The organism is Saccharopolyspora shandongensis, assembly GCF_900106995.1.
Lineage (GTDB): Bacteria > Actinomycetota > Actinomycetes > Mycobacteriales > Pseudonocardiaceae > Saccharopolyspora > Saccharopolyspora shandongensis.
In genome coordinates this window covers 13,830-36,755 of sequence record NZ_FNOK01000059.1, presented here as the reverse complement: position 1 = coordinate 36,755, position 22,926 = coordinate 13,830, and the positions used below count along the sequence as shown (strand labels likewise).

Sequence of the window (22,926 nt, the reverse complement as noted above, 5' to 3'; positions counted from 1 at the left end):
GATCGGCGGCATGAAGCGGACTTCGCTGGCGAACTGGCCCTGCTCCATCGCCCGGACCATGGACCTGATCGGCGACTGGTGGACCCCGCTCGTGCTGCGCGAGGCGTTCGCCGGGATCCGGCGGTTCGACGACTTCCAGGAGTCCCTGGGCCTGGCCCGCAACACCCTCAACGCCCGGCTGCAGCGGCTGGTCGAGGAGGGCCTGCTCGACCGCGTGCGCTACCAGCAGCGGCCCGACCGGTACGAATACGTTCTGACCGAGAAGGGCGAGGACTTCTACCCGGTGCTCGCGGCCATCATGGCCTGGGGCGACCGCTGGCTGGCCGGCGAATCCGGGCCGCCCGTGATCACCCGCCACACCTGCGGGCAGGCCACGCACGGCGTCGTCGTCTGCGAGCACTGCGCGCAACCGCTCACGGCCGGTTCCGTCACCAAGGAGCTCGGCCCCGGGTTCCCCGCCCGCCTCGCCGACCGCGAGGACGTCCGGGCGCGCTTCGGCCCTCGACCGGAGTGACGCGCCGCCTAACCGATTCAGCCCGGTTCAGCCACGTCCGGATGTGATGTATACGTAGACCTCGGACAGCTGCCCCGAGGGGTTTCGGGGCCTTACGCTGTCCACGTCACACATCGCTGGCCCCCGCGGCGCACCCGGCAAGCACTGCACGGCAGCGTGTGAACGTCGATCAAGACAGGAGTTTCAACTTGAGCGAGCCGACGTACTACGCCCCTGAGGGCGGCCTGCCGTCGCAGAGCACTCTGCTGACCGACCGGGCCGTGGTGAAGGAGGCGTACACCGTCATCCCTCGTGGCGTGCTGCGGGACATCGTCACCAGCAACCTGCCCGGGTGGATCAACACCCGCGCGTGGATCCTCGCCAAGCCGATCGCCGGGTTCGCCACCACGTTCGCGCAGTACATCGTCGAGGTCGCGCCCGGCGGCGGCAGCACCGAGCCGGAGCCCGAGAGCGGCGTCGAGTCGGTGTTGTTCCTGCTCACCGGCACGCTGAACGTCGCCATCGAGGGCGAGAAGCACGTCCTCACCGAGGGCGGGTACGCGTACCTGCCGGCGGGCGGCAGCTGGTCGGTGGCCAACGAGTCCGACGCGGTGGCGACCTTCCAGTGGGTGCGCAAGGCGTACGAGCCGGTGGCGGGCCACCCGACGCCCGCGGCGTTCGCCGTGCAGGAGCAGGACATCGAGCCGACGCCGATGCCCGACACCAACGGCGCCTGGGCCACCACCCGGTTCGTCGACCCGAACGACATGTCGCACGACATGCACGTCAACATCGTGACGTTCCAGCCCGGCGCCGTGATCCCGTTCGCCGAGACGCACGTGATGGAGCACGGCCTCTACGTCCTCGAAGGCAAGGCGGTGTACCGCCTCAACGACGACTGGGTCGAGGTCGAGGCCGGCGACTTCATGTGGCTGCGCGCCTTCTGCCCGCAGGCCTGCTACGCGGGCGGCCCGGGCAAGTTCCGCTACCTGCTCTACAAGGACGTCAACCGGCAGATCAAGCTGACCTGACTCCGGCGACGAGCAGCGATGGCCCGGCGGTTTCCGCCGGGCCACGCTCGTCCCACTGGTGCTCCGCCCGGGGGCAGGAGTAGAACGAGGGTGTCGGTCCTCGCGCGCTCGCGCGGGAATGCTGCACGGGAGGCACCCGTGACATCGAACCAACAGGCCCCGGGATATCTGCCGATCGCCGATCACGGGTTGATCGGCGACCTGCGCAGCGTCGCGCTGGTTGGCACCAACGGCACCATCGACTGGTACTGCTGCGGGCGCTTCGACGGGCCGAGCGTGTTCGCCTCGATCCTCGACGCCGAGCAGGGCGGCTCCTTCGAGCTCGCCACCGACGTGCCCGCGCGGACCAAGCAGTTCTACTTCCCGGACACCAACGTGCTGATCACCCGGTTCTTCGCCGAGGACGGCGTCGGCGAGATCCAGGACTTCATGCCGATCGTGGACGACTCGCGCGAGACGGGCCGGCACCGGCTGATCCGCCGGGTGGTGTGCGTGCGGGGCTCGCTGCCGTTCCGCGCCCGGGTGGCGCCGCGGTTCGACTACGCGACGCGACCGCACACCCTGCGCATCGAGGGCTGCCAGGCGATCTTCGAGTCGGATTTGTTGTCGCTGGCGTTGACGGCCAGCGTGCCGGTCGAGCCCGACGGATCGGACGTGTGGTCGTCGTTCAAGCTGCACGAGGGCGAGGTCGCGGTGTTCGCCCTCGACCGGGTCGGCGACGACGTGGCCCCGCGGGAGTGCCCGCTGGCCGAAGCCGAGCACGAGTTCGCGACCACGGTGCGGTTCTGGCGGAACTGGCTGTCGGCGTCCCGCTACCGCGGCCGGTGGCGGGAGATGGTGCACCGCTCCGCGCTGACGCTGAAGCTGCTCACCTACGCGCCGACCGGCGCGATCGTGGCCGCGCCGACGACGAGCCTGCCGGAGAGCATCGGGGGCGCGCGGAACTGGGACTACCGCTACGTGTGGATCCGGGACGCGGCGTTCTGCGTGTACGCGCTGCTGCGGCTGGGGTTCACCGCGGAGGCCGAGGCGTTCATGGGTTTCCTGTCCGAGCACGTCGATCTCCGCCGCTGCGACTCGCAGGGCCCGCTGCAGATCATGTACGGCATCGACGGGCGCAAAGAGCTGCCCGAACGCGAATTCGGCCACCTCAGCGGCTACCTGGGCTCCGCCCCGGTGCGCGTCGGCAACGCCGCCGTCGACCAGTTCCAGCTGGACATCTACGGGGCGCTGATCGACTCGATCTACCTCTACGACAAGTGGGGCGAGCCGATCTCCAGCGACCGCTGGGACGAGGTGGTCGACGTGGTGGACTGGCTCTGCGACAACTGGGACCGCCCCGACGAGGGCATCTGGGAGACCCGCGGCGGCCGCAAGAACTACCTGTACTCGCGGCTGATGTGCTGGGTGGCGATCGAACGCGCCATGCGGCTGGCCAACCACCGGGGCCTGCCCGCCGACATCCCGCGGTGGCGGCGCTCCCGCGACGAGATCTACCGGCAGATCATGAAGCGCGGCTGGTCGGACCGGCGGCGCGCGTTCGTCCAGCACGAGGATGACGACGTGCTCGACGCGGCGGTGCTGATGATGCCGCTGGCCAAGTTCGTCTCGCCGACGGACCCGAAGTGGCTGTCCACGCTCGACGCGCTGGGCGAGCACCTGGTGTCGGACTCGCTGGTCTACCGCTACGACCCGCTGGCCAGCCCGGACGGCCTGCCGGGCACCGAGGGCACGTTCTCGATCTGCTCGTTCTGGTACGTCGAGGCGCTGACCCGCGCGGGCCGCCTCGAAGAGGCCCGGCTGGCGTTCGAGAAGATGCTCACCTACGCCAACCACCTGGGCCTCTACGCCGAGGAGATCGGCCACACCGGCGAACAGCTGGGCAACTTCCCGCAGGCCTTCACCCACCTCGCGCTGATCAGCGCGGCGTTCAACCTCGATCGAGCGCTCGGCTGATCAGACCGGGGCGACTTCCAGCTGGCGCCGGTCCCAGGCGCCGTTGTCGGCGGCGGCCTCGTAGGTGGTCTGCAGGAACTCCAGCAGCGTCGCGTCCGGATCGGCGGCGGTGCGCACGGCTTCGTAGGGCAGCAGGAACTCGCCGACCTCGGGGCTGTAGGAGGCGTCGGCCGGGCGGACCGGGTGCTGGACGTACCCGGCGGGCTCGGGGTACGCGTACGAGTAGAAGGTGCCCTCACCGGAGCCGCCCGGCCAGAAGCCGCAGCTGCTGAGCTCGTGGGAGTAGCCCTCGACCATCACCCAGTCCGCGCAGTTGGGGGCGCCGCCCGGATGTTTCGGCGCGGTCCGGCCGGAGAACCGGGTGACCGCCAGGTCCATCGCGCCCCAGAAGAAGTGCACCGGGCTGACCTTGCCCACGAACCGCGACCGGAACTCGGCCAGCACCCGGTGGGCGCCGAGCAGCTGCTGCCAGAACAGGTGCGCGTGCTCCGGGTCGTAGGAGCTGTGTTCGGTGTCTTCCTCGAACGGGATGGCGTACTCGACCTCCCGCGGCCTGGTCCAGATGGAAACCGGCAGTTCGAGCTCGCGGAGCGCGGCCATGGTCTCCCGGTAGAACTCGGCGACCGGCTTCGGCGCCAAGCGGATCCGCCGCGCGTCCCCGCTGCTGGAGCGGATGTGCAGCACGTGCTCGCAGAAGTCGAACTCGATGTCGAGCGAACGCCGGCCGTGCGGCATCAGCGAGGTGGTGAGCCCGCGAGCGGAGAGGTAGAGCGGAACCTGCCACCAGTGGTTGACCATGGGCGCCAAGGCCAACCGGACCTTCCCGACGACCTGCATCCACATGTGCAACGTGTCGCGAGTATCGGCCCAATCGGCGACGCGCAGCGAAGGCCAATCACCAGCAGAATCCCGGAAACCCGTCATAACCGCCCCTCAGCAAGCCGTCCCGACGGCCCCAGTGTGCCTCCCCCACCACCCCACCGCGCTGCGGACCATTCGACGACCAGAAAGCAAGCGTTCCCCGCGAAATCGCGCCCGACCAACGTGACGGCGCCACTGCCCGGCAGGGCGCGATCGCACGGCTAGCGCTGCGCGGCGAGCCACCCGAACCGGCGGAGCGCGCGGGCGAACCGCTCCGTTTCGGCAGCCAGGCACCCGAGGCTTCCGGTATCGACAGCACCGAGGGCGATCTGCTCCGCTTCGCAGGCGAGGTCACCCTGGAGCAGGCGCATCGCCGACACCATCTGCCCCGGAGTATCGATTCGCACCGGGATTCCGCCGGTCAACGAGGCGTCGAATTCGCCTTGCCCATCAGCACTTCCGAATGCAGCGGACACGATGCAGTCCGTGCACTGCCGGACGGCTCGGGGCAGGCCGGGATTCGGCCCGTCCGGCTGCGAGCACTCCTCGACTTCGTCGAACTCGAAGGCCTGCGAGCACCACGAGATGATGAGCGATTCCCTTGTGCGACAGACGATGTGGGAGAACCGACACCATTCCGGGACGACGCCCCGGCGGTACTGGACGTACCGGGCCTCGCCGCCGTCCGATATCCGGGCCCACGGCATCGTGCGCGACTCCTGCATTGCCCCTCCTCAGGTGAAGCGGATCTGAATCCGACTAAAAATGAGAGAACCTCACTAGATCTCAATAACATCGTGAGTACACTCAAGTTATCGTGAGAACACTCAGAGTGACATCGATCGATCGGGTGCACGTCGCCCCTTGTGATACTGAGATCGACGATCTGCCGACCAACCACAGGAGAGCTGCACTGATGGGACGAGCACCTGCTTCGAGCACCGTTCGGGCTCTTGAGCTGGGAATGCGGCTGCGCGAACGTCGCGAACAGCTCGGGCTCACGGCCGCGGCGGTGGGCAAGCAGACCGGCATCGGCGGCAACAACATGTCGTCGATCGAGATCGCCAAGCGCAAGCTCACCGCGACCAAGCTCGACGAACTCGCCCGCGTCTACGAGCTCTCCGATGACGAGCGCGCGGAACTCGAAGAGTTGCGTGCACAAGCCGAGCAGCGCGGCTGGTGGGACGACTACGCGCGCATGTACTCGGAAGACTTCCTGCGCTTTCTGGGTCTTGAGGCTGGCGCGACTGCGACGCGCGAGTACGCACCCGAGACGATTCCCGGTCCATTGCAGACCGCCGACTACGCCCGTGCCATGGTTCGCGGCGGTTCGCCCTACATCAAGCCGGTTGATGTTGGTCCCCGCGTCGAATCCCGACTCGCCAGGCAAATGCGCCTCGAAGGTCCCGATCCGCTCGCATGCACGGTCGTCATCGGCCAAACCGCCCTCCGGCAAGAAGTCGGCAGTCGCGACGTCATGGCCAACCAGCTCGCATGCTTGGCAAAGCTCAGCGAAGAGCGCCGCGACCACCTCAAGATCCACGTCATGCCCTACACGGCTGGCGCGCATCCGATCATCGGAGGCGGACTCGTCTTGCTGTCGTTCGATTCGCGGTGGCTACCCGACATGGTCTGGCAGGAGTCGGTGACCACCGGATCGCTGATCGACAAGCCGCACGTGGTTCGCGAGCTCAGCGCCAGCTTCGACGAAGCGGCCGAACGCGCCCTGGATCTCGATGCTTCGCTTGAGATGATCCATCAGGTCCGCAAGGAGATGGAGAAGTCATGAAAACCGCTGCCTCGTCCCCGAAGCCGACAACCGGCTGGTTCAAGAGTTCGTTCAGCAACCCATCGCAAGCCTGCGTCGAGATCCGTTTCGAAGATGGCCTGGTGCAGGTCCGGGATTCGAAGGACCGCGGTGAAGGTCCCGTCATCGACGTGCCCGGCCGTGAGTGGCAGACCGTGCTCGCCGAGGTCGCCGGGCTGGTTCCCGGCGGGACCAACCGCGCCATCCGCATCGTGCTGCACGCCGACGGCGGAGCCGAATTCCAGCCGCTGCCCGCGCGCTCGTTAGCCCTGAGCTACACAGCTGCGGAGTGGGACGCCTTCGTGGCCGGGGTCCGTGCCGGGGAGTTCGACCTGCCGCACTCTGCCCGGCCAGCGGCCTGATTCTCTCGGGCTATGAGCCTTCTGGGGTGCGTGGCTGCCCAGAAGGCTCACTGCCCCGTTGCCGGACGGTGCACCTGCTCGACCAGGACCCTGATCTCCGCGCGATCCCGACGGGACGTCCAGCAATCCGCGCGTTCCGATCAACCTCCCGGCCTGCCGGACGTCCTAGTACCGGGAACGCCGCTCTCACCGAGGAGATAACGTGCTGGGTCGACGAGGGTTCGCGGCGGTGGCCGCCGCCGTTGGTTGCTTCATCGCAGGCTGCGCGCCCGAAGGTCCTGCGCCGTTGGACCGGGTGAAAGCCGACCTCCAGGCGACCCAGTCCGCCGGCTCCACCACCTTGCGATTCGCAAGCGCATCGGCCGGTGCCGACCTCCCTTGCGAGGGGACGGACGATGACGACAAGGCCTTCTACGGGACTACCAGGGCGAAAGCCACGACCGAGGCCACGCGCGTCAGCCCCGAGCAGGCACGCCAGTACCTCGACGCCGTCGAGACCTTCTGGCGCGGACGCTCGAACTGGCTCGACCACAACCGGAGCACTCCCGAGATCGCGGAGATGGTCTACGTCTCCGTGGACAACAGCGACGAATACCTGATCATTGCCCGGTACGACCCGCACGCCGAGAAGGTCGACGTGAGCGCCGAGTACACCTGTCAACCTTGATCGGCGGGCCGGTCGACCGATCGCGCCGGGTCGTCGTGACATCATGTGGTGCTGTGGAGTCCACCCGTATCGACCGCTGGCTCTGGGCCGTTCGGCTGACCAAGACCCGCCCGGACGCCGCCGCCGCTTGTCGCGGCGGGCACGTGCGCGTCAACGACCGCCCCGCCAAGCCCGCGACCACCGTGTGTCCCGGTGACGAGGTCCGCGCCCGCGTCGGCGACCGGACCCGCGTCGTCGAGGTGGTGCGGGTGATCCAGCGGCGCGTCGGCGCGGCCGATGCCGCCACCTGCTACATCGACCGGACACCGGCGCCGCCGCCGGAGACCTCGACGCCGGTAGCCCGCCGCGAGCGCGGTGCCGGGCGGCCGACCAAGCGCGACCGCCGGATGATCGACAAGTTCCGCGAGCGGGGCGCCTGAGCAGCAGGCTCGCGCCTAGTCCTTCGCCGCCCGGTCCGGGAAGAAGCGGGTCACCACCGCCGTTTCGACCAGGCCCACCAGCGTGTACAGGACGATCGACGTCGCCGTGAGGACCACGACCGACGCCCACAGCTCGTCGTAGCGGAAGCCACCGACCGCGCGCAGGATCGCTCCCCCGGTGCCCTGGCCCGTGGCCAGCCACTCCGCGATCAGCGCGCCGATCAGCGCACCCGGCACCGCGATGCGCGCCGAGGCGAACAGCGCGGGCAGCGCCGCCGGGACCGCCACCTTCCGCAGCACCGTCACCTTGCCACCGCCGTAGGCCGTGACCAGGTCGATCGTCGGGCGCGGCGCCGAGCGCAGGCCGAACACCAGGTTCACCAGCGCCGGGAAGAACACCACGATCCCGCCGATCACGGCGATGCCGACGGCGTCGCGGCCGAAGACCAGCATGATCAGCGGCGTCATCGCCACCAGCGGCACCGAGCGCAGCAGCATCGCCACCGGCATGACCGCCTGCTCGACGCCGCGCGCCAGGAAGAACGCCACCGCGAGCACGATCGCCGCGACCAGGCCGGCGGCGAAGCCGAGGCTCGCGTCGCGCAACGTGACCGCCAGGTTGCCGAAGACTGTGGCGCGGTTGGCGGCCGCGTCGTCGTCGGTGACCAGGTACTCCCACACCGCCGACGGCGGTTTCCCGACCATCGAGTTGATGTCGAACAGCTCCAGGAACGCGATCCACAGCAGCACCACGACGACGGCCGAGGCCACCATCGGGATCAGCAGGCGGATCGCGGATCGGGCGAACGTGCTCATCCCTGCTCCCCCTTGGCCCACGGCGTGATCAGCCGTCCGAGCACCGCGAGCAGCGCGTAGCCGACGCCGGCGAGCAGCCCGCACACCACGGCCAGCGCCCAGGTGCGCGGCACCACGTACTGCTGCTGGGCCACCGTCAGCACCACGCCGAGTCCACTGTCGACACCGCCGAGGTATTCCCCGATGATCGCGCCGAGCAGCGCCGCGGGCACCGCGATCTTCAGCGCGTTGAGCACCGCCGGCAGCGCCGCGACGATCTGCACCTTGACCAGGCGGTGCCAGCGGTTGCCGCCGTAGGCGGTCACGACGTCCAGGCTCGCCTTGTCGGCCGCGCGCAGGCCGAGCAGCGAACCGACCAGCGTGGTGAAGAAGACCGACAGCGCCGCGAGGAAGATCGTGGGCGTCCGGCCGCCGAACACCACCAGGATGATCGGGCCGATCGCGGTCAGCGGCATGCAATAGCTGACCACCGCGAGCTGGGTGGCCACGCCCTCGGTGACCGGGAACAGCAGCACGATCATCGCGATCGCCAGCGCGATGAGATTCCCCCACAGGTAACCCATTCCGGCCCCGCTGAGGGTGACGCTCGCGTTGTCCCAGTAGAACTGCCAGCCGTCCTCGGCGAACTGCTGCGCGACGGCCAGCGGCGTCGGCACCGCGCCGCCGCCGGCGAACACCGTCGCCGCGAGCACCCACCACAGCGCCACCAGCACCGCGATCCCGGCGGCACCGCCCAGCCAGCGGGTCATGAGGCGGTCCGCGCGGTGAACAGCAGCTCGGAGATGTGGTCGTGCAGCGCGTGGAACTCGGGCGTGCGCATCATCTCCGGGGTGCGCGGGCGGGGCAGGTCGATCTCGACGACCTCGAGGACGCGGCCGGGCCGCGGGCTGAGCACCGCGACGACGTCGGACAGGAAGATCGCCTCGGAGATGCCGTGGGTCACCATGAGCGTGGTGGCCGGGCGTTCGGTCCAGATCCGCAGCAGTTCCAGGTTGAGCCGCTGCCGGGTCATGTCGTCCAGCGCGCCGAACGGCTCGTCGAGCAGCAGCACGCGGGGCTGGACCACGAGGGCGCGGGCGATCGAAACGCGTTGGCGCATCCCGCCGGAGAGCTGCGCGGGCTTCGCCTTCTCGAAGCCACCGAGCCCGACCAGCTCGATCAACTCGTCGATCAGCCCCGGTTCCGGCTTGAGGCCCGCGACCTCCAGCGGCAGCCGGACGTTGGTCGCGACGCTGCGCCACGGCAGCAGCGCCGAGTCCTGGAACGCGATCCCGAGGTGGTGGTGCTTGCGCAGTTCCAGCGGCGTCTCGCCGTGCACGAGCGCGGTGCCGGTCGTGGGCTCTTCGAGACCGGCGAGGATGCGCAGCACCGTGGACTTGCCGCAGCCGGACGGCCCGAGCAGCGACAGGAACGACCCCTGCTCGGTGTGCAGGTCGACGTTCTCCAGCGCGGTGACCGGGTTCTTGCGCAGCGCGAAGCGCTTTCCCAGTCCGGACAGCGAAATTCCCTCGGTCACCGCAGCAGGTCCGGGTTCTCCTGATAGACCTCGCGCAGCGGGGCGAGGTCGAACAGGTCGTCGGCGGCGATGTCGATCCCGGCGAACTTCAGCGAGTCGACGTTGGCCTTGATGAGCTCGTCGGAGACGGTCAGCAGCCCGTTCGCCCTGGTGTCGTCGGAGACGATCAGCTCGGCCTGGCGCTGCATCATCCCCTCCTGCTCATCGGCCTTGAGGTTCTGGTCCTTGCCGTACTGGTCGACCGCGAGGCGCGCGGCGGCGGCCGGGTCGGCGATGGCGTCCTTCCAGCCGCGCACCATGGCCTTCAGGAACGCCTTCAGCTTGTCGCGTTCCTCGTCGATGGTCTGCTGCGACACGATCAGCGTCTCGCCGACCAGCGGCAACCCGTTGTCGGCGAACAGGAACTGCGTCGCCGGGACGCCGCGGCGGGCGAGCGTAGCGGCGCCGCTGGTGGAGAACCCGAGGTAGCCGTCGATCTGGCCGGTGGTGATCGGCGTCGGGTCGAACTGGAACGGCACCCGGGTGAGCTGACCCGGGTCGATGCCGTTGGCCTTCAGCAGCGCGGTGAAGGCGAGGTCGTTGCCGTCCTGCACGCCGATCCGCTTGCCGATCATCGACTTGGCGTCGGGGATCGGGTTCTTCTCCAGCGACACGACCGCGAACGGGTTCTTCTGGTAGGTCGCGGCGACGATCTTCAGCGGCGCGCCCTGCTTGATCGCCGGGGCGGTGATCAGCGGCGCGGACACGCCGATCCAGGCCCGGCCGGTGGCGATCGCCGCTTCCGCCGAGGTGCCCGCGGCGCCCCCGGCGAGCAGCTCCACCCGCTCGAAGCCCGCCTGCGTGAAGTAGCCGCGGCTGTCGGCGAAGTACTGGCCGGCGAACTCGACGTTCTTCACCCAGGACAGCTGCATGGACACCGGGCCGCCAGCGGAACCGCTCGACGCGTTGCCGCCGCAGGCCGACAGCAGTGCCGAGCCGCCCAGCGCCAGCCCGGACAGACGGAGGAATCGACGCCGGTCGAGGGGCCGGCCGGCAGACCGGAGGTTAATCATGCGTGGCAGTCAAACAAACGGCGCAGGCGCGATCCATGTGCGCGCAGACGAAAGATCCGGCCCGGTCCGGACGCGATCGTTGGAGAGTCCTACAAGGACGTTACGGTGCTGTGTCGAAGTTGCCGGACCGGCCGGGGCGCGCGGGGAAAACCTTGGGCGATCCGCCGAAGCGACGCGCGGACGGTTCCGGTTGGCTGAGGGGCGATGACGGTGGGAGGAGAGGCGATCATGCTGCCGACGGCGGAGTTGCACATTCACATCGAGGGCACCTTGGAGCCCGAGATGCTGGTCCGCCTGGCGGCGCGCAACGGGGTCAAGCTGCCGACCACGGACATCGACGAGCTGCGCGCCCGGTACCGGTTCACCGACCTGCAGTCGTTCCTCGACCTGTACTACGCGAACCTGCCGGTGTTGCGGACCGAACAGGACTTCTACGACCTCACCAGCGCATACCTGGCGCGCGCGGCGCAGGCCGGCGTGCGCCGCGCCGAGATCTTCTTCGACCCGCAGACCCACCTGCGCAACGGCGTGCCGCTGGAGGCGGTGTTCGCGGGTCTCTCCGGCGCGCTGGACGACGCCCGCGACATCTCGACCGACCTGATCCTGTGCTTCCTGCGGGACCTCGGCGCGGACGCCGCGGAGGAGACGTTCCGGGCCGCGTTGCCGTTCCGCGACCGGTTCATCGGCGTGGGCCTGGACTCCGCCGAGGTCGGCCACCCGCCGTCGCTGTTCCGCGAGGTGTACCGGATGGCGGCGGCCGAGGGGCTGCACCGGGTCGCGCACGCCGGCGAGGAGGGCGGGCCCGACTACGTGTGGGAGGCGCTCGACGTGCTCGGCGTCGAGCGGATCGACCACGGCATCCGCGCGATGGAGGACGCGAAGCTGGTGCGGCGGCTGCGCGAGGAGCAGGTGCCGCTCACCGTCTGCCCGCTGTCCAACGTGGCCCTTCGGGTGGTGGGCGAGCTGGCCGATCACGTCCTGCCCGCGATGCTCGACGAGGGCCTGCTCGTCTGCGTCAACAGCGACGACCCCGCCTACTTCGGCGGGTACGTCGACGACAACTTCGCGGCGCTGCGCAGCGAACTCGGCCTGGACGACCAGCAGCTCGCGACGCTGGCCCGCAACTCGTTCGACGCCTGCTTCGCCCCGGCGGAGCAGAAGGCCCGCTGGAAGGCGGAGGTGACCGCATGACGCATCGGCTGGACGGCATCAGGGTCTGGGACGGCACCCGGGACGTCGGGGTGAGCGCCCTGGCGTGGGCGCCGGACCGCATCGAGGAGGTCACCCCCGCCGCCGAGGAGCGCTGGCCGGAGTTGTGCGTGCTGCCGGGCCTGGTGGACACGCACGTCCACCTGCTGGGCTTCGCCGGCGAGGGCGACGGCGGCACCGACACGTTCACCTTCCCGCTGGTCACCACGCGCGAGGAGCAGACGCTGCACGCGGCCGCGAACGCGCAGAAGGCGATGCGCCGGGGCGTCACGACGCTGCGGGACCTCGCGGGCGACCAGGCGCAGGCCGCGGCGCGGCGGGCGTTCGACCTCGGCATCATGCCGGGGCCGCGGTTGCTGGTCAGCGGCCCGGTCGGGATGACGGCGGGCCACGGCGACCTGTTCGTCCCGCCCGCGGTGAAGGAGCGGGCGCCGCTGGCCGACAGCCCCGACGAGTGCCGCAAGCTGGTGCGCACCTGGGCGCGGGCCGGGCTCACCGGGATCAAGATCTTCACCAGCGGCGGGGTGCTGTCGATCGGCGACAAGGTCGGCTGGCGCAACCACACCCGCGAGGAGCTCCGGGCGACCATCGACGAGGCGCACGCGCTGGGCATGCTCGTGTCGGCGCACGCGCACTCGGAGGTCGGCATCCAGATCGCGCTGGAGGAAGGCGCGGACTCCATCGAGCACGGCACCGAGCTCACCGCGGCGCAGGCGGAGGTGCTGGCCGCGCGCGGGACGCCGGTCGGGCCGACGCTGCTGATCAACGAGATCATCGCGCAGGGCAAGGCCGCCGCGAGCGCGGAGGCCCGGGACAAGGCCGCCGAGCTGGTCGCCCGCCGCGACGAGCTGTTCCGGGCCGCGGCGCGAGCCGGGGTGCGGTTCGTGCTCGGCACCGACGCCAGCGGCTACTTCGTGGAGTTCGGCGACCAGCTGGCCGAGGTGGTCCGGATGACCGAGGTCCTCGGCTTCGACGCGGAGACCGCGCTGCGCGCGGCCACGTCCGACGCCGCCGCCTCGATGGGTCTCGGGAACGTCACCGGCCGGATCGCGCCGGGCTTGGGCGCGGACTTCATCGTCCTGCGCGGCAGGCCCTGGGAGCGGGCGGCCGACCTGACGCCGGAGAACATCGTCGCGGTCGTCTGCCGCGGCGTCCTCGTCGCCGGCGAACTCCCGTCCTGACCGCAAGGGCTCGTGAGTGCTGAAGCCGGTTCTTACCGGAACGAGCACTCACGAACCTCGTGCTACTAGGCCGTGCCCGTTGCGGGCTGGTTGTTCTCGGCGACGTCCAGGCAGGTGAGCGCGAGGTAGAGGTCGACGCGGTCGCGCATCGACGACAGGCTTCGGCCCGTCAGCTGCTCGATGCGCTGGACCCGGTACCGGAGCGTGTTGACGTGCACGTGGAGCTCCTCTGCGGAGCGCTGCCACGAACCGCAGGATTCGAGGAACGACGTGAGGGTGCCGATCAGGTCCGAGCCGTGCACGGCGTCGTAGTCGGCCAGCGGCGTGAGCATGTGGTGCCGGAACGAGCGGCGCAGCCGCGTCGGCAGCGCCGACAGCAGGACGGCGTGCGAATCGACCTTCGACCCGGACACCACCACCGGCGCCCTGCCGGGCCCGTGGCCCCGCGCGGAACGCAGCCGCCGGCGGGCGATCTCCAGCGCCGAACCCAGGTCGCTCACGCTGGCGGTCGGCTCGCTCACGCCCGCCATCAGCCGGCCTCGGCCGGGCAGTTCGGCCGTCGACAGCTCCGCCGCCACGCCGTCGAGGTGCTCGGCCGCGCCGTTGACCAGCAGCACCGCCTTGTCGTCGTCGGCGTGCACGAGGAGGCGGCGACCGGGGGCCGCCAGCAGGTCGGCGAGGGTCTCCGCCAGCCCGTCGCCGGGCCCGGCCGAGGCCGCGACCACGACCGTCGGGAGGTGCGGGTCGGCGCCGAGCATCCGCAGGTGCGCCGACACCTCGCCGGGTGCCGCGGTGTCCGAGCCGAGCACGCCGACGAGGTCGGCGATCTGCCGCTGCTGCAGGGAAAGCCGCTGCTTCTCCGCCAGCACGATCTCGCAGACCGGGGTGAACGACCGGTCTTCGGCGATCACCAGCAGCGGCAGGCCGAGCTCGGCGCACGCGGCCACCAGGCCCGCGGGCATCGCCCTGGTGACGAGCAGCCCGACGACCAGCCCGGCCGCGCGGCTGCGCGCCAGCGCGGCGGCGAACGGCCGGCTGTCGGCGGGCTCGTGGTACCAGAGGCAGCTGGTGAGCACGAGGTCACCGGGAACCAGGAACCGGCTCGGATCCGGCAGGTCCGTCACGTAGGCGCGGCGCACCTCGCCGGTGAGCCCGGACGCGCCCGCTTCCACGACGGACAACCCGAGGTCGAACTCGTGCACCAGCTCGCGCAGCCTCATCGTCTCTCCTCAACTCCGGTCGGGTCGCCGAGGTAGCACATCATGGAGACCGTGGTCCGCGCCAAGGCCGGGTCGGCTCCGGCGGGCCGCCGAGTGTCCGTTGTGGACGGTGATGAACAGCCGGTGACGGGCCGGGTACGCCGCGCGATGCCGGGTGCTGCTCAGGGCTCGTCGTGGACGGCGAGAACGTGGTCCCGGCCTCCCTCTACGTGGGTCGTGATCGTGCGCCGCAGCGCTCCTGCGTCGCGGGCCCTGAGCGCGTCGACCATCGCCTGATGTTCGTCGTCGATGCGTTTCAGGTCGCGCCCGGAGCGGACCCAGCGGCGGCTGTAGGGTTCGACGAGGTGCAGCAGCTGGTCGATGAAGCGCAGCGCCAGCCGTCGCTCGGACATCTCGTAGATCCTGCGGTGGAACTGGTAGTTGAGGGACGCGCGGCCCGCCGCGTCCGCACCCTTCTCGCGCATCTGATCGGCCATGGCCTGCAGTTCGTCGATGTCGCGTTCGCGGCAGCCGCGCACGATCTCGTCGGCGAGGTGCGGTTCGAGCTGGAGGCGCAGCTCGAAGAGCTCGGCGATGTCGCCGTGGCTGAGCTCGGCGACGATCATGCCGCGCTGCGGTTGCACCTCGATGAGGCCTTCGGCGGCAAGAGCGTGCAGCGCCTCGCGCAGCGGGATGCGGCTGACCTCCAGCTCTCCGGCCAGCTGCTCCTGGACGAGGCGGGTGCCGGGGAGGAGCTCGCCACCCCGGATGGATTTCCGCAGCCGCGCGGCGATCACCTCGGCACTGTTGCTGGTCCGGGCTGCACGAGTCACTGCGCCAGGATACCCCTTGTCCAATCCGCAGCGACTGTATACATTCGCAGCGAATCAACTCGAAGGGAAGGTTTCCGGATGTCCGGTGACGTCGACGTCGCAATCATCGGCGGTGGATTGCTCGGGCTGGCCACGGCGAGGGCGGTGTTGCGCGCGCATCCGGATGCCTCCGTGACCGTCCTGGAGAAGGAATCTCGGTGGGGCGCGCACCAGTCCGGGCACAACAGCAACGTGATCCACAGCGGCCTGTACTACGCGCCGGGCAGCCTCAAAGCGCGGTTGGCCCGCGCCGGCGGAGAAGCGATGATCCGCTACTGCGACGAGCACGGGGTACCGGTCAAGCGCACTGGCAAGATCGTGGTCGCCACGGCCGACGAACAGCTGCCGCGGATGGACGCGCTCGAAGCCCGGGGCCGGGAGAACGGCGTCACGGTGCAGCGGCTGAGCCGCGGCGAGATCGCCGAGCGGGAACCCCACGTCGCCGGCGTCGGCGCGCTGGCAGTCGCCGACACCGCGATGACCGACTTCGGTCAGGTGTGCCGCGCCTTCGCGGCCGAGCTCACCGGGCTCGGCGCCGACCTGCGCACGAACTCGCCGGCGCTTTCGTTCGCCGCCGCCGGCGACCGGACCGTCATCCACACCCCCACCGGCGAAGTCTGGGCGCGGATCATCGTCAACTGCGCCGGCCTGCACAGCGACAAGATCGCCGAGGCCACCGGGCACCGGCCGCCGGTGCGAATCATGCCCTTCCGCGGCGAGTACGCCGAGATCCGCCCGGCTCGCCGAGGTTTGATCAACAATCCGGTCTACCCGGTTCCCGACCCGGATCTCCCATTCCTCGGCGTGCACGTGACGCCGATGCTCGACGGCACCGTGCACGTGGGCCCCAACGCCGTGCCCGCCCTGGCGCGCCAGGGCTACCGGTGGCGCGACGTCGACCCGCGCATGCTCGGCGAGCTGTTGCGCGATCCCGCCCTGCGCGGACTCGCGCGGCGCTATTGGCGTTACGGCCTCGCCGAGATCAGCCGGTCGCTGATCTGGCCGCTGTTCGTCCGCGAAGTCCGCCGGATGATCCCGGAGATCAACGGCGAGGACCTGCGCAGGCACGGCAGCGGCGTGCGGGCGCAGGCCGTCAAGCCCACCGGCGAGCTGGTCGACGACTTCGTCATCAGCCACACCCCGCACGCGATCCACGTGCTCAACGCCCCGTCCCCGGCGGCGACGTCGAGCCTGCTCATCGGCAGCCACATCGCCGCCGAGGCTTTCGACCGGCTCGGAATGACGGACATCGCCCGGACCGTGCGCGAATCCCCGACCGGCATCTGACCCGCGCGCCCCTTGCTGCGCAGCCCCGTGCTGCGCCCGGCCGCCAGTTCTCTCCTTCAACGACGATCGAGGATCGCTTCATGACCGACCTGCTCTCCAAGCCCGAGCCCGGTTCTGGCTTGCACGAAAGCTCGACCCGCCGACGGGTGGCGACCGCGACGATCGTGGGTTCCGCCTTGGAGTGGTACGACTTCTACCTCTACGCCTCGATGGCGGCGCTGGTCTTCGGCGGCCTCTTCTTCCCGAAGACCGACGGCTCGGCCGGCACGCTGGCCGCCTTCGCCACGTTCGCGGTGGGCTTCCTGGCCAGGCCGATCGGCGGGCTGCTGTTCGGCCACCTCGGCGACCGCATCGGCCGCCGGAACGTCCTGATGATGACGTTCGTGCTGATGGGGGCCGCGACTGGGCTGATCGGCCTGCTCCCCACCTACGAGACCATCGGCGTGCTCGCGCCGATCGCCCTCGTCGTCCTGCGAGTCCTCCAGGGCCTGGGTTCCGGCGCCGAGTACAGCAGCGCGGCGGTGGTCGCCTACGAACACGCCAGCTCGGACCGGCGCGGCAGGCAGGGAGCTTGGCCCGCGCTCGGACTCAACGTCGGTCTGCTCCTGTCGTCGCTGACGGTCGGAGCGCTGACCAGCGTCAGCGAGGAGTTCGTGCGGTCCGGCGGCTGGCGCATCCCGTTCATCGCGAGCTTCGCGTTGGTGGGCGTGGGAATCTGGGTACGACGCCGGATTCCGGAGTCCCCTGCATTCGAGCAGGGCGCCGAAAAGCCGGCGAAGGCGCAGATCCCGCTCGTCACGCTGCTGAAGCGGGATTGGCGCGGCCTGCTCGTCGTGATCGGGCTTGCGCTCGGGTACAACGCCCTCAGCTACATCTTCAAGACCTTCTCCCTCGCCTACCTGTCGGAATTCCAAGGCGTCGCGGCGAATGTGGGCGCATTCGGCATCGCGCTGGCCAGCGCTGCCGCGATCGTCATGGCGCCGGTGTTCGGCTGGGCGAGCGACCGCTTCGGCAGCCGCCGCGTAGTCCTGACCGGCGGCGTCGCGTCGGCCCTGTTCGCCTTCCCGTTCTTCGTGCTGCTCGACACCCGGGACACCACCGCGATCTGGTTGTGCCTGGTGATCGCCACCGGCGTGCTGGCACCGGCCATGTTCGCGCCGCAGGGAGCGTTCCTGTCCAAGCAGTTCCCGGCTTCCGTGCGCGTCAGCGGGGTTGGCGTCGGGCGGGAGTTCGGCGGAGCCATCTCCGGAGGGCTGGCACCGATGCTGGCGTTGGCGATCGTCGGCGCCAGCGAAAGCCACGCCACCTGGGGCGTGTCGTTGATCCTGATCGCCAGCGCCGCCCTGGTCGTCCTGGCGGCCCTCCTGGACCGGACGAAACGGCACGCCGAACGCTGATCCGCGTTCTCCTGTCGACGTCGGAACAACGCCCTCGGTATCGCGCCGAGGGCGTTGTCTTTCTCGGGCCCACGACGGCGAATTCGGTCGCCAGATCGTCTCTTCAGAGCCCGGCGGACTCCATCGTCGCCGCTTTTCCGGGTCAACGTGTGACCGCTGCACCGCCGGGCACCGCCGCCTGGACGAGCGCGTGCGAGCCGCTGGTCCGCCAGGAATCGCCGGTGGCGTCCAGGGCGGCGGCGGTCGCCTCGTCGAGGCCCACCACGACCTCCGACTTGAGGACCCGCAACGCGACCACCGGGGATGGGAAGTGGTCGACGACGTCGGCGAACGGCGTGGTGGCGGGCCAGTACCGGTCGCCGACGAGGCGCCGGTAGTTCAGGTCGCCCTTCATGATGGTGACCGACGCGGACGCGAGCTCGGCGCGCAGATCGGTGGGCATGGCGCGGTATTCCAGCGGCGCGCAGAAGAACGGATGGGCGCGCACCTCGATCCGCCCGTCCCGCAGGCCGTCCCAGGTCCGCTGCCCGACCGCGCCCGCCTCCCCGCCGAGGCCCACCAGGTGGCGCAGGACGCCGACGACGTCGGCGAGCGTGGCGTCGGAGACGTAGTACGGCGTCGGCTTGACGTGCAGGACGACGCGGTCCGCGCGACCGGTCGCCAGCAGGTGATCGATCAGCACCAGGTCGGCGGCCAGCTCGCCGGCGGAGTTGTCGGCGACGAGGTGGACCGGGCCGGGCTCGCCGAACAGCGACCAGAACACCTGGCTGTCGCCGGTCACCAACCCGGCCGCAGCGCCCTCGGCGCCCGCCGACATCCGGAACGCGAGGTCGGCCTGGTTTCCCCACACCGCTGCCCGCACCACGGTGTCGTCGCGATCCGCCTCGCTCAGCCGTGGCAACGCGTCCAGCGCCGCCAGCACCTCGGCGGTGCCGGTGCTGCGCAGCTCCGCCTCCTTCATCGGAGCGAACGGATCGATCCCGCGCCACGGTCCGGGCTCGAAGTAGCCGACGGCCGCGAGCAGCCTGCGGAAGAAGTAGCTCTCCGCCCACAGGAACGAGCAGTCCGACCACGGCCCACCCAGCCGGTCCGCCGCCCAGGCCGCCCAAACGCCGTGGTCGGGCGCGTCATCGCCGAGCGGCTCGACCACTCCCCCGGTCGTCTCGCGCAGCAGATCCGCCAGCCTACCGCGCACGTCTGCCCCGTAGGGGAACGCGGCGCACAGCTGCTCGATCATCGCCGGGTGGCGTTCGTGGAACACCTTCCAGGCGAACGAACCCGGCACTCCGATCGTGATCAACGGCGCTTCCGGTCCCACCACTGCTCCCGCCTCGTGCCCATCCACCCGCCGAAGCCTACGCATGCGGCACAAGTGTCCACATCAGACCTCCGCGTCGCACGTTCGGGGCAACCTGCGGGTTCCCGCTGACACGACCCGCGCCGCCGCCGAATACTCCGACCCCGTTACGTTCTGGCCGGGGCCGTCTCCCGGCGCCGGGTGTCGAGTTGTCCGCGCGCGAGCGGGATGAGCGCGGCGAGGACGCACAGGGCTCCGATCGGAATCAGGTCGAGTGACACGACGAGCAGGACCGATCCGACCAGGATGAGCGCAGGGCACCACCACGCGACCGCCTTCGCCCTGGCCAGCATGATCGTCAAGGCGAGCAGTCCGACGTACAGCAACGGCGGCCCGACCACGTAGAACACGATGCGCGCACCCGGGATGGCGCTGACCTGAGCGCTGATCGCGCTCATCCCGGCCTTGTCGGACGCCAGCAGCCCGGCCACGACGTCGATCACGAACTGAACGACCGAGGTGCCCACGCCGACGAACGTGACGACGGTCCAGAACGTGCGGCCGCGCCCCGGCAACTGCCGCCGCAGCCCCAGAACTGCGGGGACGAACAACGCGAGGCCGACGAGGTTCACGAGATGGGCGATCTGCCAGTCGAGACCGGGCCCGTACTGGCCGTCCATCCTGCCGACGAGGCGGACGACACCGTACCCGGCGAAGCACAGCGGCGCCGCGATCAGACATGCACGTGAGAACTTCATGAACCGACCCTGGTCCAGGTCGGCCTCGTGGGCATCAGGGTCTTCCCCGAACAAGGCCCGGGGATGGCGATCCGGCCCGCTACCGCACCACGACCGCTGATGCCGCCGTGGCTCCGTTCTGGGTCGTGAATCCCGCTAGCAGTCGTGCCGGCATGCCGTTGGGGACCGCGATCGTCGTGCTTCGCTCGCCCTGGCCTTCCACGTCGATCACCTGGTCTGCCAGGACCGCACCGTTGGCGTCCACCGCGAACAGGTGGACCTTTCCCGGGCCGTTCACCTCCAGGCGCGCCTGGATCTCGCCTCCGCCGGCTCGTGCGCTCGTGAGCCTGGTTGCCGAATCGCCCGCCGGCGGGGCACCGCCCAGCGAGGTGTTCAGGCGGACGGCTTGCTCGACGGATCCTGGTGAGTCCACTGAGGACAGCGCGTCCAGCGGGAGCACCGGGTCCGGTGGCGGCGTCGGTTCTCCCGCGGGCCGGTCTTCTAGGAGCGCGTGGCCCCAGCGGTACGGGTCGCCCTGCACGCCGCCCCAGGTGGACCAGCCGATCCGGGACTGGCCGGTGAGGTCCTGCGTGTCCGAGTCGTACACCAGGACGTTCAGGCCCAGGCGCCGGGGATCGACCGATCCCGGCAGGTCCTGCAGCGGAATCGCCACCTCGACCGCGTAACCGCCCTCGCGGGGCTTCGACGCGAGCTCCACGCCCGGCGCGGTCTCCTCGCCCGGCCCCTGGTGATTGTCCGCATCCCTTGCGTAGCAAGGATTACCGGCATCGCTGGTGACCGGGAGGACCGCTACCTTGAACGTGCTCGACGTGTTCTCCGAATCCGCCTTCGGGTCGAAGGTGATCTCGACCGCGTCAGTGCGCCAGTGCCGCTTGCAGTCCTCCGGTGCCGGCAGCGCGCCCCGCTCGTCGTCCACGACGTCGACCAGCGCGTACAGCTTGTCGCCGCGCCAGGACAGCCTTGCCGTGGCGGCGCAATCCGGCGCCGAGCACTGCTCGCCCTCCCACTGCGCGGACACGTCGAGCGGAGCGCCTGGGTATTCCTGCGGTCCGGCTTCGCCGTCCACCACCGGATCCGAACCCGACTGCGGGATCGTCGTGGCGGGCACCATTTCGAGGGCCGCGGTGGTCTCGCTCGTCGTCGCGTCGTCGGTGCGGGTGATCAAGGTGTAGGCGTGGTCGCCGCCCTGCATCCCGGTGGGCATCCCGGAGTCGGTGCTGCGCACCTCGTACGTGAGCGACGCGGTTTCACCGGGTCCGACTTCCTCGAACCGCTGCTCCGCGTTCGGCACGTCGAATCCCGTCGGCGGCGCGAACCGAACCGCACCGGAACGGGGCCGCGCGCTGTAGTTGCGGACGATCACCTGGACGTCGCGCTCGCCGAGCGCCGGAACGATCTGGACCGGCGGAACCTTGTTCTCCAGCAACGGAAAGTGCGCTTCGGTCGTCCACCGCTGGAACTCCGCGACGCCCGGCAGCGGCGCCTGCTCGGCCACGACCGGCGGCACGACGTCGAACCGCAGCTCGCTCTCCCCGCGTCCCTGCGGGGTTTCGATCCGCACCGGAACCGGCACGCGCGCGGCGGCATGCCGTGGCGGCGCGGTCACGTCGAAGTCGACTCGTGCGGTCGCTCCCGGTTCGATCGTCCCATGCGCGCCGTCACCCCGGGCTTCCCATCCCGGCGGCAGATCCAGCGCGACCCGGCCCGCTTGCAGCGCCGTTTCCGCCGGTGCCGTCACCTCGACGCGGACCTGCGCGCGCTCGCCGGGAGTGATCCGCTGGCGCTCCGCGGTCGCGGTCAGCCCGGTGCCGATCGGGAGGCCACCGGGAATCGGCAGCAACGCGCCGAGCAGCGGCGCGTCCGCGCCTTGCGCGCCTGGCGCGTGCGGTGTGCGATTGGCGATCTCGGTGAGGTGATCGCAGCCGACCTGCGCGGGATCGGCCGGGATGTCCGGCCGGCCCGCCCAGCCCTGGCTCTCGTACTCGCGTTCGGCGGCGCGTTCCCGCTGCTCCCAGTTGATTTCGCCGGCGATCCCGTGCGAGTAGTACTCGGGCCCGGGCGAATCCGCCGGAGTGGTGCGCTGCTCGCAGTCCGGCCCCTGGATCTCCTCCTCCGCCCCGGCCGCGTTCGACAGCACCCGGCGCACCGACCAGGGCGCCAAGCCCTCGTCGGCGACCTGCTCGGGGAACGCCGCGGGATCGGCGGCCTGCCGGTACGCCTCGAGCGCGAGCCGCGCGGCGTACTGGTGGTTGCCGTGGTTTCCCGGTGTGGGCGCGGGATCCATGGTGACGACGACCTCGGGCCTGGTCTGGCGCACGACGCGGACGAGCTTCGCGAGCACGTCGTCGTGGCGCCAGGCCTGTTCGGTGAGCGGGGCACTCACCGTGTAGTAGAGATCGGGCTCGTCGAGGTTGTACACGTCCGTGATGCCGAGGGCACCGACCGCTCGCCGCTCCTCGCCTTCGCGCAGCAGGCCCAACGCCGGTCCCTCCTCCGGCCCGACCGCGTTACCGCCGCCCTCACCTCGGGTGATGGTCACGACGCCGGTACGCACCTGGTGGTCGTGGCGCCACCGGCCGAACGTCGACAGCAGCGATGCCTCGTCGTCCGGGTGCGCGCCGACGAAGAGGACGTCCAGGTCCTGGGCCGGACCCGGCTGCGCGGAGCCGGTCGGTGCCAGCACCCCGGCTCCCAGCGCAGCCGCCAGCACGACAACCGAACCCGCACGAACCGATGGCACCGAACC

The 22,926-nt window shown here is 70.3% G+C and carries 22 protein-coding genes; 11 read left to right on the top strand and 11 right to left on the bottom strand.

Features of this window, described 5'->3' with window-relative positions; all coding sequences use genetic code 11:
• Window positions 1-10 precede the first annotated feature (10 nt).
• The 3 genes from BLW84_RS38195 to BLW84_RS38185 all read left to right on the top strand — a co-directional run bounded on the left by BLW84_RS38195 (window position 11) and on the right by BLW84_RS38185 (window position 3,480).
• On the top strand, window positions 11-514 hold the full coding sequence (locus BLW84_RS38195) for a winged helix-turn-helix transcriptional regulator (RefSeq protein ID WP_093276024.1): 504 nt from the start codon (window positions 11-13) through the stop codon (window positions 512-514).
• A 188-nt stretch (window positions 515-702) separates the two neighbouring features.
• On the top strand, window positions 703-1,524 hold the full coding sequence (locus tag BLW84_RS38190) for a bifunctional allantoicase/(S)-ureidoglycine aminohydrolase (protein ID WP_093276022.1): 822 nt from the start codon (window positions 703-705) through the stop codon (window positions 1,522-1,524).
• A gap of 138 nt (window positions 1,525-1,662) precedes the next feature.
• Window positions 1,663-3,480 carry a glycoside hydrolase family 15 protein gene (locus BLW84_RS38185; RefSeq protein ID WP_093276020.1) on the top strand — a complete coding sequence of 606 codons (1,818 nt, stop codon included), beginning with the start codon at window positions 1,663-1,665 and terminating at the stop codon, window positions 3,478-3,480.
• Here the strand turns inward: BLW84_RS38185 and BLW84_RS38180 are convergent, their stop codons facing one another.
• Window positions 3,481-4,404, bottom strand: coding sequence for a DUF5996 family protein (locus BLW84_RS38180; RefSeq protein ID WP_093276017.1), 924 nt, complete (start codon window positions 4,402-4,404; stop codon window positions 3,481-3,483). It lies immediately after the preceding gene.
• A gap of 158 nt (window positions 4,405-4,562) precedes the next feature.
• On the bottom strand, window positions 4,563-5,066 hold the full coding sequence (locus tag BLW84_RS38175) for a hypothetical protein (protein WP_093276015.1): 504 nt from the start codon (window positions 5,064-5,066) through the stop codon (window positions 4,563-4,565).
• Window positions 5,067-5,173: 107 nt separating this feature from the next.
• Between BLW84_RS38175 and BLW84_RS38170 the strand changes: the two genes are divergently transcribed.
• The 4 genes from BLW84_RS38170 to BLW84_RS38155 all read left to right on the top strand — a co-directional run bounded on the left by BLW84_RS38170 (window position 5,174) and on the right by BLW84_RS38155 (window position 7,596).
• A complete protein-coding gene (locus BLW84_RS38170) occupies window positions 5,174-6,130 on the top strand; it encodes a helix-turn-helix domain-containing protein (protein ID WP_245761671.1) in 957 nt (318 codons plus the stop codon).
• On the top strand, window positions 6,127-6,510 hold the full coding sequence (locus BLW84_RS38165; protein WP_093276010.1) for a DUF397 domain-containing protein: 384 nt from the start codon (window positions 6,127-6,129) through the stop codon (window positions 6,508-6,510). The genes BLW84_RS38170 and BLW84_RS38165 overlap by 4 nt, the downstream gene beginning before the upstream one ends.
• A 229-nt stretch (window positions 6,511-6,739) precedes the next feature.
• Complete coding sequence (locus BLW84_RS38160; protein ID WP_143061250.1) at window positions 6,740-7,177, top strand: hypothetical protein; 438 nt, start codon at window positions 6,740-6,742, stop codon at window positions 7,175-7,177.
• A 53-nt stretch (window positions 7,178-7,230) separates the two neighbouring features.
• Window positions 7,231-7,596: an RNA-binding S4 domain-containing protein gene (locus BLW84_RS38155; protein ID WP_177226920.1), complete on the top strand. Its 366-nt coding sequence runs from the start codon at window positions 7,231-7,233 to the stop codon at window positions 7,594-7,596.
• Between the two features lie 15 nt (window positions 7,597-7,611).
• Here the strand turns inward: BLW84_RS38155 and BLW84_RS38150 are convergent, their stop codons facing one another.
• From BLW84_RS38150 to BLW84_RS38135, 4 genes are read right to left on the bottom strand one after another with little or no spacing between them, the layout of a single operon-like run.
• A complete protein-coding gene (locus BLW84_RS38150) occupies window positions 7,612-8,412 on the bottom strand; it encodes an ABC transporter permease (protein WP_093276005.1) in 801 nt (266 codons plus the stop codon).
• The gene (locus BLW84_RS38145; protein ID WP_093276004.1) at window positions 8,409-9,161 is read right to left on the bottom strand and encodes an ABC transporter permease; all 753 of its coding nucleotides are present in this window, start codon (window positions 9,159-9,161) and stop codon (window positions 8,409-8,411) included. Before BLW84_RS38145 ends, BLW84_RS38150 begins: the two co-directional genes overlap by 4 nt.
• Window positions 9,158-9,928: an ABC transporter ATP-binding protein gene (locus BLW84_RS38140; RefSeq protein ID WP_093276002.1), complete on the bottom strand. Its 771-nt coding sequence runs from the start codon at window positions 9,926-9,928 to the stop codon at window positions 9,158-9,160. The genes BLW84_RS38145 and BLW84_RS38140 overlap by 4 nt, the downstream gene beginning before the upstream one ends.
• Window positions 9,925-10,980 (bottom strand): ABC transporter substrate-binding protein, encoded by a 1,056-nt coding sequence (locus BLW84_RS38135; RefSeq protein ID WP_093275999.1) that lies wholly within the window; start codon window positions 10,978-10,980, stop codon window positions 9,925-9,927. The genes BLW84_RS38140 and BLW84_RS38135 overlap by 4 nt, the downstream gene beginning before the upstream one ends.
• A 204-nt stretch (window positions 10,981-11,184) precedes the next feature.
• Here BLW84_RS38135 and BLW84_RS38130 point away from each other — a divergent pair, with 204 nt between their 5' ends.
• On the top strand, window positions 11,185-12,171 hold the full coding sequence (locus BLW84_RS38130) for an adenosine deaminase (RefSeq protein WP_177226919.1): 987 nt from the start codon (window positions 11,185-11,187) through the stop codon (window positions 12,169-12,171).
• The gene (locus tag BLW84_RS38125) at window positions 12,168-13,370 is read left to right on the top strand and encodes a metal-dependent hydrolase family protein (protein ID WP_093275998.1); all 1,203 of its coding nucleotides are present in this window, start codon (window positions 12,168-12,170) and stop codon (window positions 13,368-13,370) included. Before BLW84_RS38130 ends, BLW84_RS38125 begins: the two co-directional genes overlap by 4 nt.
• A gap of 65 nt (window positions 13,371-13,435) precedes the next feature.
• On the opposite strand, the gene BLW84_RS38120 is transcribed toward BLW84_RS38125, so the two are convergent.
• Entirely contained in the window at window positions 13,436-14,590 is a 1,155-nt protein-coding gene (locus BLW84_RS38120; RefSeq protein WP_093275996.1) for a PucR family transcriptional regulator, read from the bottom strand.
• Window positions 14,591-14,751: 161 nt separating this feature from the next.
• Window positions 14,752-15,402, bottom strand: coding sequence for a GntR family transcriptional regulator (locus BLW84_RS38115; RefSeq protein ID WP_093275994.1), 651 nt, complete (start codon window positions 15,400-15,402; stop codon window positions 14,752-14,754).
• Between the two features lie 78 nt (window positions 15,403-15,480).
• Here BLW84_RS38115 and lhgO point away from each other — a divergent pair, with 78 nt between their 5' ends.
• Both lhgO and BLW84_RS38105 read left to right on the top strand, forming a co-directional pair.
• Window positions 15,481-16,728, top strand: coding sequence for an L-2-hydroxyglutarate oxidase (gene lhgO, locus BLW84_RS38110; RefSeq protein ID WP_093275992.1), 1,248 nt, complete (start codon window positions 15,481-15,483; stop codon window positions 16,726-16,728).
• 80 nt (window positions 16,729-16,808) lie between these two features.
• A complete protein-coding gene (locus BLW84_RS38105) occupies window positions 16,809-18,125 on the top strand; it encodes an MFS transporter (protein ID WP_093275990.1) in 1,317 nt (438 codons plus the stop codon).
• Between the two features lie 142 nt (window positions 18,126-18,267).
• Here BLW84_RS38105 and BLW84_RS38100 read toward each other — a convergent pair whose 3' ends face one another.
• The 3 genes from BLW84_RS38100 to BLW84_RS38090 form a co-directional block, all read right to left on the bottom strand.
• Window positions 18,268-19,470: a damage-control phosphatase ARMT1 family protein gene (locus BLW84_RS38100; protein ID WP_218157629.1), complete on the bottom strand. Its 1,203-nt coding sequence runs from the start codon at window positions 19,468-19,470 to the stop codon at window positions 18,268-18,270.
• A 119-nt stretch (window positions 19,471-19,589) separates the two neighbouring features.
• Window positions 19,590-20,180, bottom strand: a complete 591-nt coding sequence (locus tag BLW84_RS38095; RefSeq protein WP_143061249.1) for a hypothetical protein — start codon at window positions 20,178-20,180, stop codon at window positions 19,590-19,592.
• A gap of 79 nt (window positions 20,181-20,259) precedes the next feature.
• Window positions 20,260-22,920, bottom strand: coding sequence for a sugar-binding protein (locus BLW84_RS38090; RefSeq protein WP_093275982.1), 2,661 nt, complete (start codon window positions 22,918-22,920; stop codon window positions 20,260-20,262).
• Window positions 22,921-22,926: the final 6 nt, after the last annotated feature.